Annotated in this window: 2 protein-coding genes and 1 pseudogene; all 3 read right to left on the minus strand. The window is 45.7% G+C overall.

Annotated elements, in window-relative coordinates:
* Positions 1-210: pseudogene (locus tag ACEW8S_RS14655) on the minus strand (hypothetical protein); the annotation flags it as partial.
* Positions 210-1,343, minus strand: a complete 1,134-nt coding sequence (locus ACEW8S_RS14660) for a beta-ketoacyl-ACP synthase III (protein ID WP_373518878.1) — start codon at positions 1,341-1,343, stop codon at positions 210-212. The gene ACEW8S_RS14660 and the pseudogene ACEW8S_RS14655, both read right to left, overlap by 1 nt.
* Positions 1,343-2,269 carry a dialkylrecorsinol condensing enzyme DarA gene (locus tag ACEW8S_RS14665; protein WP_373518879.1) on the minus strand — a complete coding sequence of 309 codons (927 nt, stop codon included), beginning with the start codon at positions 2,267-2,269 and terminating at the stop codon, positions 1,343-1,345. Before ACEW8S_RS14665 ends, ACEW8S_RS14660 begins: the two co-directional genes overlap by 1 nt.
* Positions 2,270-2,440 lie beyond the last annotated feature (171 nt).

Genomic DNA, 2,440 nt, shown 5'->3' on the forward strand with positions numbered 1-2,440 from the left:
CGCAATGGTCTGGGCCATGTTTTCAATGAGACCTGGTTCCGAAAAATGGTTCTCGGTAACCAATATACTGTTAGCCGGCACCCTAAAATGGGATACGATCCGTTTTTCGGTGTATTCTGCCAGGGTATCGACCATAACAAAAGGATCTTTTTGTGGAATCAAACTTTGGAGCAGTTTTCCTACGGCAATATATGGCCCTGAATTGCTCATCAGCACAAGGTAAGGTAAGCGTACATATACGAGAACCGGGCACTTTCGGGAACATGGCAGAGAATTCTATCACCTTTTTTCAGTTTTCCGGAAGCGACCAACTCTTCCAGCATTACATAAATCGATGCGGCACCAATATTGCCAATGTGTTCAAGGTTCAGGAACCATTTGTCCCAAGACATCTCGACACCTTGCTCTTTCATTTCATCGTACAGGCCCTGTTTAAAGTAAAAGGACGATATATGAGGCAGGTAGTAATCGACATCATCCGGACCGATATGGTGTTTTTCATAGATCTGTTTTAAGCTGTCAACGCCTTTTTTTAAGATGTTGCTTCCCAAAAGGCGGGTATCCTGCTTCATCGCAAATAGCGACTTTTTTCCCCATTGTTCGGCGGGAATTTCGCTCCATGGTGTCAAGTGGCCGTCGGCTTCCTTTTCGGCCCCTGCATACATACAGGTTTCCATTTCATGGGCGTATGAATAGCCGTTAATCCATTCTATTTTTAGGGGATGTGGCCCGTTTGGGGCATCTTCCAAAAGTACGGCACCTGCGCCGTCGGAGAGCATCCAGCGTAAAAATTCCTTGTTGAAGGCCAAAATCGGATTTTCTTCCACTTCTTTCAGATGGGCCACTTCATTCTCGAAGACCTCGGCTTTCATCCACGAAGAGGTGCGTTCGCTACCAGTGCAGGCGGCATTTTCGGACTGGCCGGCCTTGATGGAAAGATATCCGTATTTCAAGGCGTTCATACCCGAGCAACACGCACCTGAGGGCGAGTTGATCTCCATATTCCGATTCTTTAAATAACCGTGTACCATGCTGGCGTGCGAGGGCAATATCTGATCCGGACTCGAAGTGCCGCAAGACAACAGCTCTATATCTTTCGTGGTAAATTGGTCATCGCAAAGAGCCTCCACGGCAGCAGCGGCCAATTGGGCATTATTATGGGTAACCTTGCCATTCTCATCAATGGCGTAGTATCGGGTCTTGATCTTATTGTTACGGAGCACGAGGCGTCTGGCTTTGGAAACCCTTCCATCGATAACACCTAGCTTTTCCTCCATCTGCTCGTTGTCAACAGGTTCGTTGGGCAAAAATTTGGCGATCCGTGTAATGTAAACGTCCTTCATTATGTATGCTTTAAAGCTACGGAAGCGTAGTATTTCCGCTCCCTGTTCCGCTTTTTGGTCATGGGGAAATAAGTGAGCAAAAATACCACAAAAACTAGAGGTGCTATGAACCAGATGGCAAATTTCAGGTAAAACTTGAAGAAACCGATCCATTTAAGGCGTTTAGGTTCGCCGGGTCGGCCTTTTGCCATGAGCAAGTTCGCCCATTTCGAGAACAGCACGTTGCCCCTTTCGTCGGTACGCACCAAATAAGGGTTTACCCGAACGGCACCCAGCAACAATAGTTCGTCCTGGAGATTTGAAAAATCATTCGCTTTCAAGGCTGCTTTAATAGGATGTCCGAATTTTGAGGCTTTGTCTATATCGGTATCCGAAATGCCCGGTTTTGGGAAGATACCCAAATACCTGTCCTTACGGCCGGATAACATCCAATGTTCGATGGTAATTACGCTGATGTGGTTGATATGGCGGTCTACCAGGGCAATGTGTCCGACGAGTTTGGCATCAACGGAAGCCAATAGACGTTTTATTTTTTCCTGCGCCTGTATCCACATGTTCCGACAGGCCACCACCGAAACTACGGGAGTGTCTTTCAGTAGTAGTTTCGCAAAATCGGATTTTAAAAAGGAATTTATTGGGATGGACGGGGTCAAATACCAGACCTGATATCCCAAAATCACCAAATCGTATTTATTTTCAAGGATTTCGGGTTTAGGACGATGGAAACCTGAAGGAATCTGCATAAAGGTTTCAGGGAAAACATCATAAAACCGCTCCGGTTTCCAAGGGAAGCCAAATTGGGGCTTGGGCACTATTTCGAAATGGGAAATATTGATGTTATCGCCTGTAAGGGTGCTGGCCATATTTTCTAGAATGGTCGTCAACTGTCCGGTCTGGGAGTAATGTATGATGAGAACCTCTTTCATTTATTGCGATTTCCTGCACATCTTAAAATAGCTGCCTATAGACCTTTAAAAAAATTGAATTCTGGGCCCGCCGCCACTCGAATCCATTACTGCCAATTACCTTTGACTCCTAACTTTTCTCATCCCTATCCTTCCAAAAATCAAAATAATTGAACCACTGCAAAGGATATT

It is taken from the genome of Pricia sp., from assembly GCF_041745955.1.
Lineage (GTDB): Bacteria > Bacteroidota > Bacteroidia > Flavobacteriales > Flavobacteriaceae > Pricia.

What these genes read in the sequence shown, in the direction of transcription:
- ACEW8S_RS14660 (WP_373518878.1), bottom strand. Translation starts at nt 1,343, where the DNA reads ATGAAGGACGTTTACATTACACGGATCGCCAAATTTTTGCCCAACGAA.
- ACEW8S_RS14665 (WP_373518879.1), bottom strand. Translation starts at nt 2,269, where the DNA reads ATGAAAGAGGTTCTCATCATACATTACTCCCAGACCGGACAGTTGACG.